The organism is Bradyrhizobium sp. LTSP885 (assembly GCF_000938305.1).
Lineage (GTDB): Bacteria > Pseudomonadota > Alphaproteobacteria > Rhizobiales > Xanthobacteraceae > Bradyrhizobium.
Genome location: NZ_JYMT01000003.1, coordinates 190,546 through 212,540, shown reverse-complemented (window position 1 = coordinate 212,540; position 21,995 = coordinate 190,546). Strand labels below are relative to the sequence as shown.

The window sequence follows — 21,995 nt, the reverse complement described above, 5'->3', positions numbered from 1 at the left end:
TTACGTCTGGGAGGCTCGCGCAGATGTCGTTGGAGAGCGAGGCTGGCTCTGCGCAGACGCGCGATTGTGGGCTGGGGAATGATGGCTTGGAGCAGGGAGGCGATGAGCTGACGGAGCAGGCGCCATGCTGCAGGTCTGGTTAGGCGGCTTCGGCCAAGCGGGGAGAGTCCTCGAGTTCGTCGACAAGCGGCTCGAGCAGAAGAATGATCAGCAGGTGAGCGAGGATATGGGGTCTGGCAGACCGCTCGTCAGTTCCTGGAGGTCCTTTCAAGCCAATCAGGCTCTTCAGCCGCTTGAAGCCGAGTTCGATCCGCCATCGCAGCCGGTAAAGGGCAAGCAGATCAGCGGTTGTGAAGTCCTCGGGCTTGAGCGAGGTCACCAGGATCACCCAATCCGCAGCATCAAGCGTTTGCCTGGAGAGACGATGGCCTCCCTTCTGAGCCGTCCTGCGTGCCTTGCGCCGTGCAGCCTGAGCCGCATCTGCAGGTTTCTTGACGGCAACCAAACGCACAGCAAGCGGTGCTCCACCAGACTTGCGTTTTACCCAGATCGGCCGGTCGATGATGCCGCGTGCCGCGGCCTTGCGCAGTTCGGCGACGAGATCGATCAGATTGCCTTTGCGATCCAGCCAACAAGCGCTCTTCCAGCCCGAGCGGATCACGAAGTCCGCACCGGCCTCGACCAGATACGCCATGCGCTCCGGCTGCAGATAGGCGCGGTCGGCAAGACGGATCTCGCCGGCAATCAGCGGGATCCGGTCCAGCGTCTCGCCCGCGCGTTCGTCGGTCAGCTCGAAGTGACCAAAACGTTCTTGCGGAAGATCGAACGCACTGTGGATGCGCCACACCGCATTCTTCTGCCTGCCGCCGGTTCCAGCTTTTGGGACCGTCGTGGCGTCAACGATGCGGATCAGTCGACCGCGGCTTGCCTTCGGCGCACCGCTCGCAAGTGCCCGGCCTATCAGCTGTGCAAGCCAATCCCCGGACTGACGCAGCCGGTATAACAGAGCCACGTTGGAGATATCGACAAGGCCCACCGAAGTCGCCCATGCCGCCGTCAACCGCAGACCTCTCGTGCCCAGGCAATACGCAAGGATCAGCCGCAGCAGATCGACTGCATTGCTGATCTCGCGCGGGCGAACAAACGCCTTCGTCTCCCGCGCGCCAGCCTCCAGAGCCTCAGCTCCGCCCAGCCGCGAAACAACACGCGCCCAGTCTTCGTTCACAAGCGATTCGTTTCTCATCTCTTCTTGGAATCACACGCAAATCCAACGCGCAAATCCTATTTTAGCGCCTATGGGCGAAGGCCGGGACCCATAACCACCGTTTTCGGTTGTTGAAAGAAGCTGGGGCCACAGCGCGCTCAGGCAACACAACCCTGTGGTTATGGGTCCCTGCTCCCGTGCGCAATTGCGCACTAGACAGGGACGACACGCGAGAGAGCGGGAATAATCACGCCGCCTGCGCGATCTATCCTGCGGGCTCGGAGCGACCGCGGGAGCGTGGAGGCACAAGGCAGTTGGGTTCGTACCGGTTCGATGGTGTCGCGCAGGTCTGTCGGCGCTTGTGCATGCTTGCTGCACTCGCGATATCGACGGCTGCCGGCGCACATGCTGAAGGATGTCCGAGAGCAAGCGATGAGATTGCGACAGACCGGCCCGACGTCACCAATTCGAGCATCGTCGTGCCGGTCGGCAGCCTGCAGAACGAGAACGGCGTCAACCTGACCGGCCGCGATGGCGGCCGCACCATCGACGGCACCAACAGCCGCTGGCGGCTCGGCATCGCGCCCTGTCTCGAAGTGCTGGTCGACCTGCCGAGTTACACCGGCAACGTGAAGTCACCTGGGGCATCAGGTTTTTCGGACGTCGCGCCGGCGATCAAATGGCAGGTCAGCCCGGTGCCCGGAAGGATCGACATGTCTGTTACCGCCGGCGTCGCGCTGCCGAGCGGCGCAGCAGGGGTCGCCGGGCGCGGCACACAACCCTACATCCAGTTGCCATGGTCATGGGAGCTCGATCACGGCTGGGGCGTCAGCGGCATGTTCACGGAATTCTTCCGTCCCGCCGAGCTGACGGGCCAGCACATGTCGGAGGCGACTTTCGTGATCGAGAACAAGCTGACCGAGCGGATCAGCGTGTTCACCGAATATGTCGGCGACTATCCGGATGGCGCACGCCCCACCCAGCTAATCAATTCCGGCGGCATGTATCACCTGACGCCGACGCAGCAGGTCGACTTCCATGTCGCGTTCGGCCTCAACCGCAATTCGCCGAGCTATATCGTCGGCCTCGGCTATTCCTTCCGCGTCGACGGGTTGTTTCGCTAATCAACCTCGGCTTCGCGCAATCCGCTCAGCCACAGCGCCAGCAGCGTCCACACTGCGCCCGACAGCAAGTAAGCGCCCGCCGAGATCAGCCCGAAATGGGTCGCGAGCAGCAGCGCTGCCAGCGGCGCAAAACCAGCGCCGAACAGCCAGGCGAAATCCGAGGTCAGCGCGGAGCCTGTGTAACGATAGGCCCGCGCGAAGCTGGAGGCGATCGCGCCCGACGACTGGCCGAATGAGAGGCCGAGCAGGATGAAGCCGAGCACCATGTACACGGTCTCGCCGACCGCACCGGCATCGAGCAGCTGCGGGGCGAAGCCGCTATACACGGCGATCGCGATCGCGGAACCGATCAGCAGCGGCTTGCGCCCGACGCGGTCAGCGATCATGCCCGAGGCCACGATCGCGCCAACGCCGACCATCGCGCCGACCATCTCGATGATCAGGAAGCGCACTGGGCTCTCGCGGGTGAACAGGAACACCCAGGACAGCGGAAACACCGTGACCATGTGGAACAGCGCAAAGCTCGCCAGCGGCGCGAACGCACCAAGCAGGATGTGGCGGCCTTCGTGCCGGATCGTCTCGGCGACGCGCGCCGGCTGCAGATCGCGGCTTTCGAACAGATCGGAATATTCAGGTGTTGCCACCATGCGCAGCCGCGCGAACAGCGCCACGACGTTGATGGCGAAGGCGACGAAGAACGGATAGCGCCAGCCCCAGTCGAAGAAATCATCCGCCGACAGATTGCCGGCAAAGAAGGCGAACAGCGCGCTCGCCACGATCAGCCCGAGCGGCGCGCCGAGCTGCGGCACCATCGCATACCAGCCGCGATGCTGCGGCGGCGCATTGAGCGCGAGCAGCGAGGCCAGGCCGTCCCATGCACCGCCCCAGGCGATGCCCTGCGCGAGACGCGCCGCGGCGAGCAGCCAGATCGCGGCCACGCCGATCTCGTTGTAGCCGGGCAGGAACGCGATCGCGACCGTGGAGGTGCCGAGCAGGAACAGCGCGATGACGAGCTTGGCGCCCTTGCCGTGGCGGCGGTCGACCGCCATGAAGATGACGGTGCCGAGCGGCCGCGCGGCGAAGGCGAGCGCGAAGATCCCGAAGGAATAGAGCGTCCCGGTCAGTTCGTTGACGAACGGGAACACCAGCTTCGGAAACACGATCACCGAGGCGATCGCATAGACGAAGAAATCGAAGAATTCCGAGGTGCGCCCGATGATGACGCCGATGGCGATTTCGCCCGGCTTCGCCTGGCCGTGACCGGCGGCCTCCGGGGCTCCAAGGGTCGTAGCAAGGGTGCTTGCAGGGGCCTGTGCCATCGCGATTGCGCCGTTGTCTGTCGTTGAACATGGTGGGCCGCGGACGGATTCCGTCACGGTCCGGTTGCATGTTTGACGGCCTATCCCGCACTGCAACATTGGACAAATTGTCCAATGTCAAATTTGCTGCATCGCAGCTAGCCCTTGGCACAACTCATGAAATTCTAGTGGGGTGAGCCGTGCGCGCCTTGAAACTATTGGCCTTATTGCCGTTTGCGGCCCTGCTCGGGGGGTGCGACTTCGTCGTCCTGGCGCCAGCCGGCGACATCGCCGTGCAGCAGCGCGACCTCGTCCTGATCTCCACCGTCCTGATGCTCCTGATCGTGCTGCCGGTGATGGCGCTGACCGTGTTCTTCGCCTGGCGCTACCGCCAGTCCAACACCGCGGCGACTTACGAGCCGGATTGGGATCACTCGACCCAGCTCGAGCTGGTGATCTGGTCGGCGCCGCTGCTGATCATCGTCTGCTTGGGCGCGCTGACCTGGATGGGCACCCATTTGCTCGATCCCTACCGCACGCTCGGCCGCATCGCCGCCGACCGGCCGATCGAGGGCAAGGACGCGCCACTCAACGTCGAGGTGGTCGCGCTCGATTGGAAGTGGCTGTTCATCTACCCCGATTACGGCGTCGCTTCGCTCAACGAGCTCGCAGCCCCGATCGATCGCCCGATCCGCTTCCGCATCACGGCTTCCTCCGTGATGAACTCCTTCTACATCCCCGCACTCGCCGGCCAGATCTACGCCATGCCCGGCATGGAGACCAAGCTGCACGCGGTCGCCAACAAGGAAGGCAGCTTCCGCGGCTTCTCCGCCAATTACAGCGGCGCCGGCTTCTCCGGCATGCACTTCGAATTCAAGAGCACCTCGGCCGCCGACTTCGACAAATGGGTCGCCAACGCCAAGGCCAGCACCAACATGCTCGGGCGTAGCGATTATCTGCAGCTTGAAAAGCCGAGCTCGAACGATCCGGTGCGCCTCTACGGCACCGTCGATCGCGACCTCTACAAGGCGATCCTCAACATGTGCGTCGAGTCAGGCAAGATGTGCATGAGCGAGATGACGGATATCGACGCCAAGGGCGGGCTCGGCCGTGAGGGCCTCAACAACACGCTGCCGCTGGCTTACGACAAATATGCCCGCCGCGGCGCGCCGCTCGGCAGCGAGCCTGTCTTCGTTGCCGGCATCTGCGCGATCGACGAGATCAAGGACACGCCGACACGCGAGGTCAATGCGCCGTTCGACATGACGCCGCTACGCGGCGTCGGGCTGAAGCGCCCGCCGTTCTCGCCGGCGCATCCATCATCGACATCATTGCTGCTCGGCCAGCGTCCGAAATCAGACTCCTAAGAGGGCCGCATGAACCCCGACATCCTCAAGGCGATCTTCGGCCGCCTCTCCATCGAATCGCTGCCGCTGCACGAGCCGATCCTGGTCGGCACCTTCGCGGTGGTCGCGACCGGCGGCCTCGCGCTGTTTGCCATCGTCACCTACTTCCGGCTGTGGACCTATCTGTGGCGCGAATGGTTCACCACCGTCGACCACAAGCGCATCGGCATCATGTACATGATCCTCGGCATCGTGATGCTGCTGCGCGGCTTCGCAGACGCGCTGATGATGCGCCTGCAGCAGGCGATCGCCTTCAACGGCTCCGAGGGATTCCTCCCCGCGCATCACTACGACCAGGTCTTCACCGCGCATGGCGTGATCATGATCTTCTTCGTCGCGATGCCGCTGGTGACGGGGTTGATGAACTACGTCGTGCCGCTGCAGATCGGCGCCCGCGACGTCTCGTTCCCGTTCCTCAACAATTTCAGCTTCTGGATGACGGTCGGCGGCGGCGCGCTGGTGATGCTGTCGCTGTTCATCGGCGAGTTCGCCCGCACCGGCTGGCTCGCCTACCCGCCGCTGTCGAACCTCGGCTACAGTCCCGACGTCGGCGTCGACTATTACATATGGGGATTGCAGGTCGCCGGCGTCGGCACGACGTTGTCGGGCATCAATTTGATCTGCACCATCGTCAAGCTGCGCGCGCCGGGCATGACGATGATGAAGATGCCGGTGTTCACCTGGACCTCGCTCTGCACCAACGTCCTGATCGTCGCCTCCTTCCCGGTGCTGACAGTCGTGCTGGCGCTGCTGTCGCTCGACCGTTACGTCGGCACCAACTTCTTCACGAACGACTTCGGCGGCAACCCGATGATGTACGTGAACCTGATCTGGATCTGGGGCCATCCCGAGGTCTACATCCTGATCCTCCCCGCGTTCGGCATCTTCTCCGAGGTGACCTCGACGTTCTCGGGCAAGCGGCTGTTCGGCTACACCTCGATGGTCTACGCGACCGTCGTCATCACCATCCTCTCTTATCTCGTGTGGCTGCATCATTTCTTCACGATGGGCTCCGGCGCCAGCGTGAACTCGTTCTTCGGCATCACCACCATGATCATCTCGATCCCGACCGGCGCGAAGATGTTCAACTGGCTGTTCACGATGTATCGCGGCCGCATCCGCTTCGAGCTGCCGATGATGTGGACGATCGCCTTCATGCTGACCTTCGTGATCGGCGGCATGACCGGCGTTTTGCTGGCGGTGCCGCCGGCCGACTTCGTGCTGCATAACAGCCTGTTCCTGGTCGCGCATTTCCACAACGTGATCATCGGCGGCGTGCTGTTCGGCCTGTTCGCCGGCATCAACTACTGGTTCCCGAAGGCGTTCGGTTTCAAGCTCGATCCGTTCTGGGGCAAGTTGTCGTTCTGGTTCTGGGTCTCCGGCTTCTACCTCGCCTTCATGCCGCTTTATGTGCTCGGCCTGATGGGCGTCACAAGGCGGCTGCGCGTGTTCGACGACCCCTCCCTGCAGATCTGGTTCATCCTCGCCGGCATCGGCGCGTTCCTGGTCCTGCTCGGCATCATGTCCATGCTGATGCAGTTCGCGGTCAGCATTCTCAAACGCGAGCAGCTGCGCGACCTCACCGGCGATCCCTGGAACGCGCGGACGCTGGAATGGGCGACCTCATCGCCGCCGCCGGACTACAATTTCGCCTTCACACCCGTTGTCCATGACACCGACGCCTGGTGGGACATGAAGCGCCGCGGCTACCAGCGTCCGCTGACCGGCTTCAAACCGATCCACATGCCCAGCAATACCGGAACGGGCATCATCCTCGCCGGCCTCGCGACCGCGATGGGGTTCGGCCTGATCTGGTACATCTGGTGGCTCGCTGCCGTCAGCTTCATAGCCCTGCTCACTGTCGCGATCGGCCACACCTTCAACTATCACCGCGACTTCCACATCCCGGCGGATCAGGTGGTGCGGGCCGAGGACGCGCGCACGCAGATGCTCGCCGCGGGAGCCAAGTCATGACCATTGCCGTCGCCCCCTCGCAAAATTCCGAGCCGGTCTTCCACCTGATCGACGAGCATGAGCACCCCGAAGGCACCAGCACCATGCTGGGCTTCTGGCTCTATCTGATGAGCGATTGCCTCATCTTCGCGATCCTGTTTGCGACCTATGGCGTGCTCGGCGGCAACTACGCCGCCGGCCCGGCGCCGAAGGACCTGTTCGACCTCAAGCTCGTCGCGCTCAACACCACGATGCTGCTGCTGTCGTCGATCACCTACGGCTTCGCCATGCTGACGATGGAGAAGTCACAGGTTCGCGCGACGCAAGCCTGGCTCGCGATCACCGGACTGTTCGGCCTCGCCTTCATCTGCATCGAGCTGACCGAGTTCGCCCACATGGTCCATGAGGGCGCAACCCCGCAGCGCAGCGCCTTCCTGTCGTCCTTCTTCACCCTGGTCGGCACCCACGGCCTGCACGTCAGCTGCGGCCTGATCTGGCTGGTGACGCTGATGACGCAGGTCGCCCGCTTCGGCCTGATCGAGGCCAACCGGCGCCGGCTGATGTGCCTCTCCATGTTCTGGCACTTCCTCGACGTGGTCTGGATCGGCGTCTTCACCTTTGTCTATCTCCTGGGAATGCTGCGATGACAACAGACTCTTATGCCTTGCACTCCGACGACCACGCCCATGATACGGCCTCGCACGGGTCGCTGAAGAGCTACCTGATCGGCTTCGGCCTCTCCGTCGTCCTCACCGCGATCCCGTTCTGGCTGGTGATGACAGGCGTATTGGACGACAAGCAGGTCACCGCGCTGATCGTGCTGGTGTTCGCCGCCGTGCAGATCGTCGTGCACATGGTCTACTTCCTGCACATGAATACGCGGTCCGAGAACGGCTGGACCATGATGGCGCTGATCTTCACCGTGATCATGGTGGTGATCGCGCTGACCGGTTCGCTGTGGGTCATGCATCACCTCAACACCAACATGATGCCGATGCACGACATGAGCCAGATGCCGTGACGAGACGCCTCTCCAGGCCCTCGCTTCTGCTGCTCACGCTCGGCATGCTGGGCGTGGTGGCACTGACCGCGCTCGGTGTCTGGCAGATCGAGCGGCGGACCTGGAAGCTGGCGCTGATCGAGCGGGTCGAGGCGCGCATCCATGCGGCGCCGACCGCGATACCCGCACCGCGATCATCGCCCACGATCACGGCGGCCAGCGACGAATACCGGCGCGTCACCGTCAGCGGCCAATTCCTGCATGCCGATGAAACGCTGGTACAGGCCGTGACATCGGACGGTCCCGGCTTCTGGGTGCTGACCCCGCTGCTGACAGTTGATGGAACCACCGTGCTGGTCAACCGCGGCTTCGTCCCGCCCGACAGGCGCGATCCCGCGACCCGGCGCGAGGGCGCCCCGCAGGGCATGGTGAGCGTCACCGGCCTGCTGCGGATGTCCGAGCCGAAGGGCGGCTTCCTGCGCAACAACGACCCTGCGGCCGGCCGCTGGTTCTCGCGCGACGTCACCGCGATCGCCGCTGTGCACGGATTGCCGCAGACAGCCCCCTTCTTCGTTGACGCCGACGCGGTCCAAAGCCCCGGCGGATACCCGGTCGGCGGCCTCACGATTGTCCGGTTTCCCAACAACCACCTGATTTACGCGCTGACATGGTTCGCGCTCGCCTTTATGCTGGCGGCTACGCTCCTGCGCGTCATCAGCGGCAGGGGTCGCGCCGGCGGCACCGACCCAACGCGGGACCCAAGGCGCGCCGCCGTGCGCGGCCTGATCGGCGCAGCACGCAATCTGTCTCGCACCACAGGCCCAGATGCTCGAGCGCACATCGGATCTGCATGACGGGGAAGCAGCACCAGGCGGCATCGTGATGCCACCAGCCGGCAGCGTGCCCACGGGCACGCCGTTCGACCTCGCCTCGCTGCCGACCAACGACGCCGTCAATCGCAAGAACATGGCGCTGCTGATCCAGCTGCGCTGGACCGCGGTGATCGGCCAGATCGTGACGATCGCCTTTGTCGAATTCTGGCTCGGCATTGCCTTGCCGCTTGCCGCCATGGTGGCCGTGATCGGCGCACTGGTGACACTCAACATCGCAAGCATGATCTGGGTGCACGACCGCGCGGGAATCGGCAGGCGCGGGCTGCTGCTCGCACTGATGCTCGACGTCGCTGCCCTGACCGCCCAACTCTATCTGAGCGGCGGAGCGACCAACCCGTTCACTTCGCTGTTTCTGCTGCAGGTGACGCTCGGTGCTGTCTTGCTCGACACACGGTCGATCTGGTCGCTGGTGGCGCTCGCCTGCCTCAGCTTCGCCTGGCTGACCGTTGCCTATCGGCCGCTGGGAGTGCCGCTGTACGACTTCTACGACCACTTCAGCCTGTATCTGGCCGGCATGTTTATCGGCTTCGTGCTCGATGCCGTGCTGCTTGTGGTGTTCGTCACCCGCATCAACCGGAACCTGCGCGAACGCGATGCGCATCTCGCCGCGCTGCGCCAGCATGCCGCCGAGCAGGATCACATCGTCAGGATGGGCTTGCTGGCGTCGGGCGCGGCGCACGAGCTCGGCACGCCGCTGTCGTCGCTGTCGGTGATCCTGAGCGACTGGCGCCGGATGCCGGCGCTCGCTTCCGACCCCGAGCTGTCGCACGATCTCGGCGAGATGGAGACCTCGCTGCAGCGCTGCAAATCGATCGTGACCGGCATCCTGCTGTCGGCCGGCCAAGCGCGCGGCGAAGGTTCCGCGCCGACCACGGTCGCGGCCTTCCTGACCGCCTTGGTGGACGAATGGCGGACCACGCGGCCATCGGCCACGCTGTACTTCCGCAACGCGTTCGGCGCCGATCTGCCTGTCGTCTCCGACATCGCGCTCAAGCAGGCGATCTTCAACGTGCTTGATAATGCCGCCGAGGTCTCGCGCGACTGGATCGAACTGATGGCCGAACGCAAGGCCGATACGCTGGTGCTGTCGGTGACCGATCGCGGGCCCGGCTTTCCGCGCGAGATGCTGCCGCATGTCGGAAAGCCCTACCAGTCGACCAAGGGCAGCCCGGGCAGCGGCCTCGGTCTGTTCCTGGTCGTCAATGTCGTGCGCAAGCTTGGCGGTGTGGTGAGCGCATGCAACCGGCCGGATATCGGCGCCTCGGTCCGGCTCGAGCTGCCGCTGGCGACGCTTGCGATCGGAGATGGCTTTGACGGATGACCGCCAGCTCCTGATCGTCGAGGACGATGCCGGCTTCGCCCGCACGCTGAAACGCTCGTTTGAGCGCCGCGGCTACAGCGTCGTCGTCGCAACCTCGCTCGACGAGGTCCGTCACCTCATGGACGCGCAGTCGCCCGGCTACGCCGTCGTCGACCTCAAGCTCGCCGGCGGCGCCTCCGGACTCGCCTGCGTCGAAGCGCTGCATGCCCATGATCCAGAGATGCTGATCGTGGTGCTGACTGGATTTGCCAGCATCGCGACCGCGGTCGAGGCGATCAAGCTCGGCGCCTGCCACTATCTGGCAAAGCCATCGAACACCGACGACATCGAGGCTGCGTTCCAGAAAGCCGCAGGGAATGCCGACATCGCGCTCGGCGCCCGTCCGACCTCGATCAAGACGCTGGAATGGGAGCGCATCCACCAGACCCTGATCGAGACCGATTTCAACATCTCCGAGGCGGCGCGGCGGTTGGGCATGCACCGCCGGACATTGGCAAGAAAGCTGGAGAAGCAGCGGGTGAAGTAGGCGTCATCGGCGCCTGCCGTAGCCTATTGCGCGATCTCTCCGGGTGTCGTCCCTGCGAAAGCAGGGACCCATAACCACAGGGTCGTGTTGTCTGAGCGCGTTGTAGCCCCAGCCTTTTCTAACAATCGATGACGGTGATTATGGGTCCCGGCTTTCGCCGGGACGACGGCGGTGAATGGGCACGAGTTGTAGCTGCGGATAGACCTGCCCCGGATTTCGCGGAGCCTGTCATCGGGCGCGCATTCGCGCGACCCGTTGGCTTCATCCAGGCTACAGACTTCACATATCCGCGATTATGCCGCTGTCTGCGCACCGGACAGATAAGGCATCGGCGTCGGCTACTGGACCGTTATATAATTACCGATATAAAGCGGCCGAGTCGCGACATCAGCCGAACGGAACAGCCATGATTCTGCCCTTGCTCGCCTATCTCGCAGGCGTGCTGACCATCGTCAGCCCCTGCATCCTGCCGGTGATTCCGTTCGTGTTGGCGCGCGCCGACCGGCCGTTCCTGAACAACGGCCTGCCGATGCTGATCGGCATGGCGCTCTCCTTCGCCGTCGTGGCGACCTTGGCCTCCGTCGCCGGCGGCTGGGTCGTGTCAGCCAATCAATACGGCCGGACCATCGCGCTGGTGCTGCTCGCGCTGTTCGGCCTGACGCTGCTGTTTCCGTCGCTTGCGGATCGCCTGATGCGTCCGCTGGTGTCGTTCGGCGCGCGCCTTTCCGAAACCGCAGGACAGGGATCCGAGCGTGCGTTCCTCACCCCGCTGCTGCTCGGCGTCGCGACCGGATTCCTGTGGGCGCCCTGTGCCGGTCCGGTGCTCGGCCTGATCCTGACCGGCGCCGCGCTGAAGGGCGCCAATTTCCAGACCACCCTGCTGCTGCTGGCCTACGCCGCCGGCGCGGCGACGTCGCTGGCGCTGGCACTCCTGATCGGCGGCCGCGTCTTCGCGGCGATGAAGCGCTCGATCGGCGCCGGGGAATGGATCAGGCGCGGACTTGGAGCTGCGGTGCTGGTCGGCGTCGGTGCGATCGCGCTCGGCCTCGACACCGGGCTGCTGACCAATCTCTCGGTTGCGGGGACAAATTCGCTCGAACAGAGCCTGCTCGACAAATTGCGCCCGCGCGAGAGCACGGCGGCGATGACCGGCAAGCCGTCGATGACGATGACCATGCAGGGCAAGCCCGGCGAGACGCAGGCGCTGCCCTCGGAAGGGCTAGCGCCCGCGCTCGACGGCGCCACGCAATGGCTGAACTCGCCGCCGCTGACGACCGAAGGCCTCAAGGGCAAGGTCGTGCTGGTCGACTTCTGGACCTATTCCTGCATCAATTGCCTGCGCTCGATCCCTTACATCCGCGCCTGGGCTGAGAAATATCGCGACCACGGGCTGGTGGTGATCGGCGTGCACGCGCCGGAGTTCGCCTTCGAGCGCAATGTCGACAATGTGCGCGCGGCGATCGCGACACTCAAGATCGGCTATCCGGTCGCGATCGACAACGAGTACGCGATCTGGCGCGCCTTCGAGAACGAATACTGGCCGGCGCATTATTTCATCGATGCCAATGGCAAGATTCGCCACCACCATTTCGGCGAAGGCGAGTACGACGAGTCCGAACGGATCATCCAGCAACTGCTCACCGAAGCCGGCAACAAGGACGTTCCGAACGGCATCGTCGCCGTCAATGCGTCCGGCGCGGAAGCCGCCTCGATGGCGGATCAGGTCAACTCGCCCGAGACCTATGTCGGCTACAATCGCATCGACCGCTTCGTCTCGCCGGGCGGCGTGGTCCAGGACAAGGACAACACCTACGCGGCAGGAACGCCCGCGCTCAACGACTGGTCGCTGACCGGTAATTGGATCATCGGCGGCGAACGGGCGATGCTCAACGTTTCAGGCGGCAGCATCGTCTATCGTTTCCATGCGCGCGACCTGCATCTGGTGCTCGGTCCGGCACCCGACGGAAAGCCGATCCGCTTCCGCGTCACGATCGACGGCAAGCGGCCGGCTGACGCGCATGGCGTCGATACCGACGCCGACGGCAACGGCGTCGTGACCGGGCAACGGCTCTATCAACTGATCCGCAACACCGGCGCGGTCGCCGACCACACGTTCGAGATCCGCTTCCTCGACGCCGGCGTGAACGCCTATGCGTTCACGTTTGGCTAAGGGCAGCCGGAGACGTTCCGGCTTGCGTCGATCTGTGCAGATCAACCAACTCGGCCAGCGAATTGACGGTCAGGCTGGGCTCGGCTGTCGTTGCGAGCGTAGCGCCGGTGCCCTTCTTGCCGTGGCGGCGGTTGACCCACGCGGTCGTCAGGCCGAGCCGGTTGCCGGGCGTTACATCGTGGTGCTTGCTTTGGGCGACATGAAGGATGTCGCTGTTGCGCATGCCGCGTTGGGCGACTTCACGAAACGCCGCATCGAAGTGAGGTTGCTCCGGCTTGTAGGACCGAACATCCTCCGCCGTGACGGTGAACAGGAAGGGCACTTCCAGCATTTTGAGCGTGCCGGCCAGCGAGGCATTGTCGACGTTCGAGAGGATCGCGAGATCGTAGTAGCGGCCTAGATAGCGCAGGCTTTCGAGCGTGTCCGCGAAGGGGCGCCAATGCGGCACGGATCGCGCAAACGCATCGGCGCGAGCGGGATTTGCGTCCCATCCGAACTGCTCCTCGATGTCGCGCCATGATCGCCTGAGTACCTCGGGATACAGCAGCGTCGGGCGGGTCTGCTGATGCCTGGCCTGCATCAGGGCGAACGTGCTGACGACGAGGTCCGGCGGCACCGGCGAGTTCATCTCCCTGAGCCAGGGTTCGACCAGTTGCGCGATCGATGTGTCCCAGTCGATCAGCGTTCCATAGCAGTCGAAAGTGAGCACCTTGAATTGCGAAAGGTCGATCATCGCTTCAGGTCCTTCCTCGCAACGTCGCCCCGGTGCAAATGCGCCTGCACGCGCCTGGTCGATGCGTCGGTCTGGCTGACGATGAGGCGCGACGCACCGTCGATGTCACCGTCGCGGATCGCCGCCACGATCAGGAGATGGCTATCGACCCAGCCGGGACTGAGGCCGGACTGCGCCCATGCCGGCAGCAAATAGCGGTTGATACCCTGGTAGAGGCCGGCGATTTGCGACAGCAGCCGCGGCCTCTCGGCGCGCTGGTAGAGGCTGCGGTGAAACTCCCAATGCAGGCTGGCCCGGTCCAGCGGGTCTGCGGCAGCGGCGGCTTTGCTGAGAATGGCTTCGGAGTATTCCAGGTTCGCCTGCGTCAGCCGCGGCGCGGAATAGCGAAGCGCGTGCGGTTCGAGCAGCGCGCGAAGTTCGGCGATCTCGAGAAAGTCCTGTTCAGAGATCTGCGAGACGGTCACGCCGCGGTTGGGATGCAGCACTGCCAATCCGTCGGCGACGAGCCGCTGCAGCGCTTCGCGCACCGGCGCAACGCTGACGCCGAACCGCGCGGCAACGTCGTTCTGTTTGAGCTGCGCGCCACCGGCAATCGCTCCGAGGAGGATGGCGCGGCGCAGCTGTTCGGCGATCAACTCCGGCGTCGAGAGCTTGGCGGTGGTGATGCCTGAGAGGCCTTCTGCGAGCGTCATCCTTGACAATCCCATGATGTTGCCTGATCTTAGATTATCGATAATCTAAGATCGATAGGAAATCAAGAGCATCGTCAGGCAGCGCGTGTTGCGCGTAAGGAGCTGATTCATGACGCAGATTTCGGACGTGGCGGCGCATGTTCCCGCCGATCAGGCCGCGGGTTCACTTGCACGCACGGCTTTGGCAGCGACCGTCGGCACGACGATCGAATGGTACGATTTTCAGGTTTATGGCCTGGCCGCAGCGCTGATTTTCAACTCCCAGTTCTTTCCAAACGTCGATCCAGTCGCCGGCACCCTGCTCGCATTCGCGACCTTCGCCGCCGGATTCCTGGCGCGTCCGATCGGCGCGATCATCTTCGGGCATATGGGCGATCGGATCGGCCGCAAGTCGACGTTGATCACGACGTTCCTGCTGATGGGGGGCGCAACGCTGCTGGTCGGATGTCTGCCGAACTACAATGCGATCGGCATTTTCGCGCCGATCCTGCTCGTGGCTCTCCGCTTGATCCAGGGCATTGGCCTCGGCGGCGAATGGGGCGGCGCTGTGCTGATCATGACCGAAAGCGGAGGGCAATCCCGTCGCGGGCTGCTCGGCAGCCTGCCGCAACTGGGATCCCCGGCGGGTCTGGTGATCGCAACGCTGGTGTTCGCGGCCACCACCGCGATGACGACATCAGAGCAATTTGCTTCATGGGGCTGGCGGCTTCCGTTTCTCCTGAGTGTGGTGCTGGTGCTGGTCGGTGCGGTCGCCCGTTTCTCGATGCCCGAGAGCAAGGCCTTCTCGCAGGCCAAACGCGAGAACGCGATCGCGGCATTTCCACTCGCCGAGACTCTGCGGACCCAGTGGAAAGAAGTCTTGCTGGCGGCCGGGCTGTTTCTCGTCACCAGCGGAGGCTTCTACGTCTACGTGACCTTCATGGTCGCCTATGGCTCGATAAATCTCGGTCTGCCCCGGGAATTGATGCTCAACGGTGTCCTCGTGTTTGCGATCACCGAGCTTCTGATTATCGTTCCGGTCTGCGCGTTCTCGGACCGGATCGGGCGCCGCCCGGTGTTCATTCTCGCAGCGATGTTCACGATCGCGTTCGCCTTCCCGCTGTTCTGGCTGGTGAACACCAAGGTCACGTCGTTGATCCTGCTCGGCATGGCGATCGGCGGAGTTGCCAACGGTGTGCTGTTCGGAATCATGGGCTCGTTCGGCCCGGAGCTGTTCAAGACCAGCGTTCGCTATACGGGCGCATCGCTGGGCTACCAGCTCTCAGCGGCACTGGGTGGCGGTCTCACGCCATTGATCGCGACAGCGCTGGTGAAATGGGCCGATGGACGCTACTGGCCCGCGCCGGCCTGGCTCGCAGGTCTTGCAGGGGTCAGCCTGTTAGCAGCACTCATCGCACCCGAGACGCGATCGCGATCGCTGTCTGGCGACGAAAGCGACTGAGAGAGCTGAGGCAGGAGAGCCGCGAGTGGCTCTTCCATCTTTTGCTGGCGCGAGAAAACTGCACCATCTCCATGCACTCCGGCCGCTTCTCCCCTTGTGGGAGAGGCCGGAGCGGATGCAGCGAAGCGGAATGCGCTCCGGGTGAGGGGTGCAGTCTATCCGCGAGGAGAGGTCCCTCGATAGACCGTGACCCCTCACCCGGATTGCATCTGCGATGCAATCCGACCTCTCCCACAAAGGGAGAGGTGACTGTCCGAGTGGCGAGACCTTCTCATCATAACAAGCAAAAAGCCCGGTCTTGCGACCGGGCTTTTGTTTTCAATCCGTCGAACCCTTTCAGGCGGCTTCGTCGGCCACCGCGGTGTCGTCGCCGTCGGCATCCTCACCTTCGGCTTCGCCCTCGGCATCGCCTTCACCGGCTTCGGACTTGGCGCCGCGGCGCGGGCTCTTGGCGAGCTGGCTTTCGATTTCCTTGACCGCTTCGGTCTCGGTCGAGTGCTGGACGACGGCGATTTCGCGCGACAGGCGGTCGAGCGCGGCTTCGTAAAGCTGGCGTTCGCTGTAGGACTGTTCGGGCTGCGATTCCGAGCGATAGAGATCGCGGACCACTTCGGCGATCGCGACGATGTCGCCCGAGTTGATCTTGGCTTCGTATTCCTGGGCGCGGCGCGACCACATGGTGCGCTTGACGCGGGCGCGGCCCTTCAGCGTCTCCAGCGCCCGCTTGACCAGCGCCGGGTCCGACAGCTTACGCATGCCGACATTGGCGACCTTCGCCGTCGGGACGCGCAGCGTCATCTTGTCCTTCATGAAATTGATCACGAACAGTTCGAGCTTGGCGCCCGCGATCTCCTGCTCCTCGATCGCCAGGATCTGGCCGACGCCGTGAGCCGGATAGACGACGAATTCGTTAGCCTTGAAGCCCTGGCGCTGGGTCACGACCTTCTTCGGCTCCTCGACACGGGGCGCAGCCACCGGCTTCGCGGCAACCTTCGGAGCGACGACGGGGGCAGCAGCCTTCGGCGCCGCCGGCTTGGGAGCAGCAACAGCGGCAGGCTTGGCGACGGAAGGCTTGGCAACAGGAGTCTTGGCAACCGCAGGCTTCGGGGCGACCTTCGCGGCAGCGGGCTTCGCAGCTGTCGCTTTCGCGGCAGTCTTGGCAGTCTTGTCTGGCATCAGGCTTCTTTTGTTCTTTGAGGACTTTGCGGCCGCGGCCTTCTTGGCGACCTTCACGGACGCCTTGGCACGGCCCTTGGTTGCGCTGCGAGCAACGACAGCGGCTTTTTTCGTGGTCTTAGAAGCACTCTTTTTACGCGTTTTCTGTGACACAGCCTGCGCGCGGAAACTGCCACGCCCCTGTTCGATGTTTGCGGGAACCTCGAAGCCACAAGGTACGCATGGCAGCGAGTTCTTGGCTTGTAATGTGCCCAATATAGCACATTTTCCGCAAAAATCAATGATTTACGCCCGATTCCGGACCTATCCAGAGACCATTCGGTCATATGTCCGTCATTAGGGTTAAACCGGCAGGCCGATCAGGGGCCTGCGAGGGCTGGAACGGGCCGGAACGCGCCACAGCCCGCCCTTGTTCGCGCGGGGGTAGCGAATCAGTCGCCTGAACCCGGATTCGCAGAAAAATATTTCTCGAACTTGCCTTCCTTGCCTTCCCACTCCTTGGCGTCCTCGGGCGAGTCCTTCTTCTGGGTGATGTTCGGCCAGCTCTTGGCGTATTCGGTGTTGACCTCGAGCCACTTCTCCAAGCCCGGCTCGGTGTCCGGCTTGATCGCGTCGGCCGGGCACTCCGGCTCGCACACGCCGCAATCGATGCATTCGTCCGGATGGATGACGAGCATGTTCTCGCCCTCGTAGAAGCAGTCGACGGGACACACCTCAACGCAGTCGGTATATTTGCACTTGATGCAGGCTTCAGTGACGACGTAGGTCATCCAAAACTCCGAAACGATCAACTATTTGAGGGGTTGCCTAGCGCAGGAATACCCCAGCCGCAAGGGAAGCGGCCTGCGAAAAACCGGGCATTCCGGCGTTCCTGCCCGCCGGCTTTGGTATGGCGCATGATCTTGTCGGAAAACCGGGGCCACTTTTCCGGATCATGCACTTGGCAAGGCTGAGATAGCTATTCCTTGCCAGCTTGCAAATCCTCGAACAGCAGACGCGCGGCAGCCGCATCGCGGCGCCGCTCGGCGAAGCCCACAACCTTCAGCACGCGGACGCTGTTGTCGAGCCCAACGGTGACGACGTCGCCGAGTTTGACCGCATGCCCCGGCGATTTCTCGCGCGTGCCGTTGATGCGGACGCGGCCTTTCTCGACAAGCTCAGCAGCACTGGTGCGGGCCTTCACCACCCGCGCGTGCCACAGCCATTTGTCGAGGCGCTGCCGATCCAATCGAGATAATCAATCCTTGCGGTTGCCCGCGAGCTGTTCCTTCAGCGCGGCGAGCTTGGCGAATGGCGAGTTCGGATCGATCGGCCGGTCGCGCTCGCGCGGCGGCGCCGCACTTGAGGCGTAGGGCCGATGCGACGGCCCGCCCTTGTCACGTCCGCCCTTGTCACGGCCGAAATCGCGGCCGCCACGATCGCGATCGCCGCCCTTGTTGCGATCGCCGCCGAACTTCTTCGGACGATCATTGTCGCGATCGCGTCCCTTGCCCTCGAAGCGCTCACGGCGCGGGCCACGATCGCCTCGGTTGTCAGGTGCAGGTGCCGGCGCGCCGTCAACGGGCGCGGCGGGTGCAGCGGCAACCTCGGCAGGCGCGCCCTCACGCGGCGGCACGCGGAAATCCTGGTGACGGCGCGGACGGCGATGATGCTCGCGCTTCTCGCCCGGGGCCGCTTCGCCTGCCGCGGCGGCTGGCGCGCCGCCCTCGGCGGGTTTGCCCTGGTGACGGCCGCGATTGCGATCGCGGTTGCGGTCGTGCTGGCGCGGACGATGCTCGTCGGAGCGGCCGCCGGGGCGCCAGACATCGACCAGTTGCGGCTCGGCCGGCGCCTCGGGCGCGGCCTCTGCCTCGGCGGGAGCAGCTTCGGTCGTTGCGGTCTCGGCAGGCGCTTCAGCAGAAGCTTCCACCGGGGCTTCGACAGCAGCAGCCTCCTCGGCCGCAGGCGCTTCCTCAGCGGGGGGCTCCGGCGCGGCCTCGGCCACGGGCTCAGGCTGCGTCTCGACGACGACGGGCGTCTCCTCGGGCGCCGCGACCGGCGCGAAGCCGACATCGGGCAGCAGTGCGGCTGACGGCGCAGGATCGCCGGAAACCTCCATATCGGTGGCAGCTTCCGCCTCCGGCGCGTCGGCGACGGCCTCGGGGCCAGCATCGACCGGCGCATCCACAACAGCGTCCGCGCTCGCCTCGATGGGCGGTGCCTCGACGGCGACGGTCTCGGTGGCCTCGACGGTGACGGCCTCAACCGGCTTCGGCGGCAATGGCGGGCGGCGGTCCATGCGATAGCCGAGCGCGCGCAGGATCGAGGCGAAGTCTTCGCCGGCCGACCCGGTCAGCGAGGTCATCGCCTGCGTCACGACAAAGCCACGGCCATCGAACGCGCCGGCGGGCTTGTCGCCGGGATTGGTCTCGCGCCAGGACAGCGCCGGGCGGATCAGATCGGCGAGCCGCTCCAGGATGTCGACGCGCACCGCGCGCTCGCCGCACTGGCGATAGCCAAGCACGCGATAGGCGTCGCGGGCGAGCTGCTTGTCGACCGGGAACGAAGTCCGTCCGCTCGAGGCCAGATGCTGCACGTTCGACAGGATAGCCATGTCGACATTGCTTTGTTTTTCGGCCCACAGCAGCGACGCCAGCGAGCGCGCCGCGGGCTTCAGCAGCAGCGGGAAATAGATGTGGTAGGCACCGAACCGCACGCCGTATTTGCGCAACGTCGCGCGCGACGGCTGGTCGAGATCCTTCATCTCGGCCGAGATCTTGGCGCGCTCGAGCACGCCGAGCGCTTCCACCAGCTGGAATGCGATGCCGCGGGCGATGCCCTGCAGATCCTCGGCCTTGGACAATTCGAACAGCGGCCCGAGCAGTTTTTCGATATGCGTTTTGAGCCAGAGGTCGAGCCGGGTCTGCACCGCTTCGCGCGGCGCGCCGGAGAGCCGCTCGTCGGAAATGATACGCAGCCGCGGATGCAGCGCGTCGTCGGCTGCCACAAGCTTGGCCACCGCGTCGCCGGTCCAGCGGATGGTGCCGTCGGAGGTCAGCACGAACTGATCGTCCGCGCCGGCGCTCAATTTCTCGGCACGCGCGTCGATCTCTTTCGCCAGAACCTGCTGGGCCGCGGCCTGCAGCGCCTTGGCGTCTGAGCCCGCTTCGGCCGCATCTGGTGCAAAGGTGAAACCGTCGAGGCGGCCAATTGCATGGCCTTCCACGATCACTTCGCCGGTCTTGCCAATTTCCGTATTCAAAACTGAGTTCTCCCGCAGGCGGCGCATCAATACACTGGTCCGCCTGTCAACGAAACGCTCCGTGAGCCGTTCATGCAGCGCATCGGATAATTTATTTTCGAGCTCCCGCGTGGTCCCCTGCCAGTGCTCCGGGTCGGACAGCCAGTCCGGCCGGTTGGCGACGAAGGTCCAGGTCCGGATCTGCGCGATCCGGCCCGACAGCGTATCGATATCGCCGTCGGTGCGGTTGGCCTGGTCGATCTGGGCGGCAAACCATGCGTCCGGGATACGCCCCTTTTGCATCAGGAAGCCATAGAGCGTGGTCACGAGTTCGGCATGGGCGGCCGGTGCCAGCTTTCGATAGTCCGGAACCTGGCAGGCCTCCCACAGCCGCTCCACGGCGGCTTTGCCATGCGCCATATCGCGCACATCGCCGTCGCGCGCGACGTGATCGAGCACGCGCTGGTCCTCCGCAGGCTGCGCCCGCGTCAGCGCCTCATGGCCGGGCGACAGCGCCAGCGACACCTGCAGTGCCCCGAGCGAGGCGAAATCGAGTTTTGCATTCCGCCATTGCAGCATTTTCACGCTGTCAAAAGTGTGGTTCTGCAGCGCGTTGACGAGCTCCGGCTCGAACGGCGCGCAGCGCCCCGTCGTACCAAAGGTACCGTTGCGGGTGGCGCGGCCTGCCCTGCCTGCAATTTGCGCAAACTCCGACGGCGTCAGCCGGCGGAACTGATAGCCGTCGTATTTGCGGTCGGAGGCAAAGGCGACATGATCGACGTCGAGATTGAGCCCCATGCCGACAGCGTCGGTGGCGACGAGATAATCGACGTCGCCGTTCTGGAACATCTCGACCTGCGCATTGCGTGTGCGCGGCGACAGCGAGCCCAGCACGACAGCCGCGCCGCCATGCTGGCGGCGGATCAGCTCGGCGATCGCATAGACTTCATCGGCGGAGAACGCGACGATCGCAGTCCGCCGCGGCTGCCGCGTGATCTTGCGGTCGCCGGCGAATTCGAGCTGCGACAGGCGGGGCCGCGTGACGATCGAGGCACCCGGCAGCAGCCGTTCGATGATGGGGCGCATCGTCGCAGCCCCCAGCAGCAGCGTCTCATCGCGGCCGCGGCGGTTGAGGATGCGATCAGTGAAGACATGCCCGCGCTCCAAATCGGCGGCGATCTGGATCTCGTCGACCGCGAGGAACGAGACGTCGAGATCGCGCGGCATCGCCTCCACGGTCGAAACCCAGAACCGCGGCGCCTTCGGCTTGATCTTCTCCTCGCCGGTGATCAGCGCGACATTGTCGACGCCCACGCGATCGACGGCCTTGTTGTAGACCTCGCGTGCCAACAGCCGCAGCGGCAGCCCGATGATTCCCGACGAATGCGCCAGCATCCGCTCGATCGCCAGATGCGTCTTGCCGGTGTTGGTCGGCCCCAGCACGGCGGTAACGCCGGCGCCGGGTGCGCGGTCATGTCCGAACGAATGTGAGAAAGCCATATTTTACAGGTGTTTCTTGAACTGTTGGCGAGTTGCTTAACCCGTCATCCCTAGCACAACGGCGCCTTCGCCGTTGTGCTGGAGGAGCGCGCAGCGCGTCTCGAAGGATGAACGGCCGATATAGGGCCGCGCATCGCGATCCGCACGTGGAGCTAGCGGGGCCGCCGCCCTTCGAGACGGCCGCTGCGCGGCCTCCTCAGGGTGACGGTGAGAGATGGAAGCCGCGGTCTTCACTCCTTCACCCGTCATTTCGCAAAATCTGTCTCACAATGCGACGCTCAACACGCCGGATTTAAGCTTCGGAACGAGTCCGGAACGAATCGCGGCCGAATCGGTGA

General features: G+C 64.3%; 18 protein-coding genes. 10 read left to right on the top strand and 8 right to left on the bottom strand.

Annotation, left to right across the window (positions count from 1 at the left end):
- Positions 1-139 precede the first annotated feature (139 nt).
- Positions 140-1,243 carry an IS4 family transposase gene (locus tag UP09_RS02305; protein WP_044535962.1) on the bottom strand — a complete coding sequence of 368 codons (1,104 nt, stop codon included), beginning with the start codon at positions 1,241-1,243 and terminating at the stop codon, positions 140-142.
- 326 nt (positions 1,244-1,569) lie between these two features.
- On the opposite strand from UP09_RS02305, the gene UP09_RS02300 reads away from it, so the two are divergent.
- Entirely contained in the window at positions 1,570-2,328 is a 759-nt protein-coding gene (locus tag UP09_RS02300) for a transporter (protein ID WP_044536383.1), read from the top strand.
- Here the strand turns inward: UP09_RS02300 and UP09_RS02295 are convergent.
- Positions 2,325-3,647, bottom strand: a complete 1,323-nt coding sequence (locus UP09_RS02295; protein WP_044536382.1) for an MFS transporter — start codon at positions 3,645-3,647, stop codon at positions 2,325-2,327. The genes UP09_RS02300 and UP09_RS02295 overlap by 4 nt on opposite strands.
- Before the next feature lie 179 nt (positions 3,648-3,826).
- On the opposite strand from UP09_RS02295, the gene cyoA reads away from it, so the two are divergent.
- The 8 genes from cyoA to UP09_RS02255 all read left to right on the top strand — a co-directional run bounded on the left by cyoA (position 3,827) and on the right by UP09_RS02255 (position 12,895).
- Positions 3,827-4,993: a ubiquinol oxidase subunit II gene (gene cyoA / locus UP09_RS02290; RefSeq protein ID WP_044536381.1), complete on the top strand. Its 1,167-nt coding sequence runs from the start codon at positions 3,827-3,829 to the stop codon at positions 4,991-4,993.
- Positions 4,994-5,002: 9 nt separating this feature from the next.
- Positions 5,003-7,006 (top strand): cytochrome o ubiquinol oxidase subunit I, encoded by a 2,004-nt coding sequence (cyoB, locus tag UP09_RS02285; RefSeq protein ID WP_044536380.1) that lies wholly within the window; start codon positions 5,003-5,005, stop codon positions 7,004-7,006.
- Positions 7,003-7,632 (top strand): cytochrome o ubiquinol oxidase subunit III, encoded by a 630-nt coding sequence (cyoC, locus tag UP09_RS02280; protein ID WP_044536379.1) that lies wholly within the window; start codon positions 7,003-7,005, stop codon positions 7,630-7,632. The genes cyoB and cyoC overlap by 4 nt, the downstream gene beginning before the upstream one ends.
- Entirely contained in the window at positions 7,629-8,006 is a 378-nt protein-coding gene (gene cyoD, locus UP09_RS02275) for a cytochrome o ubiquinol oxidase subunit IV (RefSeq protein ID WP_044536378.1), read from the top strand. Before cyoC ends, cyoD begins: the two co-directional genes overlap by 4 nt.
- A gap of 44 nt (positions 8,007-8,050) precedes the next feature.
- Positions 8,051-8,839 carry an SURF1 family protein gene (locus UP09_RS02270; protein ID WP_197082584.1) on the top strand — a complete coding sequence of 263 codons (789 nt, stop codon included), beginning with the start codon at positions 8,051-8,053 and terminating at the stop codon, positions 8,837-8,839.
- Between the two features lie 28 nt (positions 8,840-8,867).
- Positions 8,868-10,199, top strand: a complete 1,332-nt coding sequence (locus UP09_RS02265; RefSeq protein WP_044536415.1) for an ATP-binding protein — start codon at positions 8,868-8,870, stop codon at positions 10,197-10,199.
- Positions 10,189-10,725, top strand: a complete 537-nt coding sequence (locus UP09_RS02260; RefSeq protein ID WP_044536414.1) for a response regulator transcription factor — start codon at positions 10,189-10,191, stop codon at positions 10,723-10,725. The genes UP09_RS02265 and UP09_RS02260 overlap by 11 nt, the downstream gene beginning before the upstream one ends.
- Positions 10,726-11,131: 406 nt before the next feature.
- Entirely contained in the window at positions 11,132-12,895 is a 1,764-nt protein-coding gene (locus tag UP09_RS02255) for a cytochrome c biogenesis protein DipZ (RefSeq protein WP_044536377.1), read from the top strand.
- Here the strand turns inward: UP09_RS02255 and UP09_RS02250 are convergent.
- Positions 12,882-13,628, bottom strand: a complete 747-nt coding sequence (locus UP09_RS02250) for an HAD-IA family hydrolase (RefSeq protein WP_044536376.1) — start codon at positions 13,626-13,628, stop codon at positions 12,882-12,884. The two genes, UP09_RS02255 and UP09_RS02250, sit on opposite strands and share 14 nt — an antisense overlap.
- Complete coding sequence (locus UP09_RS02245; RefSeq protein WP_044536375.1) at positions 13,625-14,320, bottom strand: GntR family transcriptional regulator; 696 nt, start codon at positions 14,318-14,320, stop codon at positions 13,625-13,627. The genes UP09_RS02250 and UP09_RS02245 overlap by 4 nt, the downstream gene beginning before the upstream one ends.
- A 109-nt stretch (positions 14,321-14,429) precedes the next feature.
- Here UP09_RS02245 and UP09_RS02240 point away from each other — a divergent pair, with 109 nt between their 5' ends.
- Positions 14,430-15,761 (top strand): MFS transporter, encoded by a 1,332-nt coding sequence (locus UP09_RS02240; protein ID WP_082069932.1) that lies wholly within the window; start codon positions 14,430-14,432, stop codon positions 15,759-15,761.
- A gap of 336 nt (positions 15,762-16,097) precedes the next feature.
- Here the strand turns inward: UP09_RS02240 and UP09_RS02235 are convergent, their stop codons facing one another.
- The 4 genes from UP09_RS02235 to UP09_RS02220 form a co-directional block, all read right to left on the bottom strand.
- Positions 16,098-16,937, bottom strand: coding sequence for a CarD family transcriptional regulator (locus UP09_RS02235; protein ID WP_082069937.1), 840 nt, complete (start codon positions 16,935-16,937; stop codon positions 16,098-16,100).
- Positions 16,938-17,368: 431 nt separating this feature from the next.
- Positions 17,369-17,707 carry a ferredoxin FdxA gene (gene fdxA / locus UP09_RS02230; protein ID WP_044536374.1) on the bottom strand — a complete coding sequence of 113 codons (339 nt, stop codon included), beginning with the start codon at positions 17,705-17,707 and terminating at the stop codon, positions 17,369-17,371.
- Between the two features lie 188 nt (positions 17,708-17,895).
- A complete protein-coding gene (locus UP09_RS02225) occupies positions 17,896-18,165 on the bottom strand; it encodes an RNA-binding S4 domain-containing protein (protein WP_044536373.1) in 270 nt (89 codons plus the stop codon).
- Between the two features lie 9 nt (positions 18,166-18,174).
- Entirely contained in the window at positions 18,175-21,657 is a 3,483-nt protein-coding gene (locus UP09_RS02220) for a helicase-related protein (protein WP_044536372.1), read from the bottom strand.
- Positions 21,658-21,995 lie beyond the last annotated feature (338 nt).